This is a genomic window from Priestia sp. SIMBA_032 (assembly GCF_046535215.1).
Classification (GTDB): domain Bacteria; phylum Bacillota; class Bacilli; order Bacillales; family Bacillaceae_H; genus Priestia; species Priestia aryabhattai.
Map to the genome: position 1 here is coordinate 1 of NZ_JAWRXD010000805.1, position 266 is coordinate 266.

Here is a 266-nt window from a genome sequence, read left to right on the forward strand (position 1 = left end):
TCCCAAATATGAGCGATCGTATGTTGTCAGAGCGTTTGAAGGAATTGGAAAGCGAGGGCATTGTAGTTCGTAATGTCTATCCAGAAGTACCAGTTCGAATCGAGTATGGCTTAACTGACAAGGGAAAAGCGTTAGAAAGTGTTATGGATGAGGTCCAAAATTGGGCTGAGAAATGGATGAAGTAGCATTTCATTTGTATTCGTATATTTAATAAAACGTAAGGGATTCCTTACGTTTTTTCTTTGTTTATAGAAGTAAGAAAAGTA

1 protein-coding gene is annotated in these 266 nt (G+C 37.2%); it reads left to right on the forward strand.

Translation table 11 applies throughout. The features are described 5' to 3' along the window. Positions 1–185 (forward strand): winged helix-turn-helix transcriptional regulator (locus tag SB717_RS36560; protein WP_410907946.1); only part of this gene is annotated, 185 nt, incomplete at its 5' end. Between the last annotated feature and the right edge of the window lie 81 nt (positions 186–266).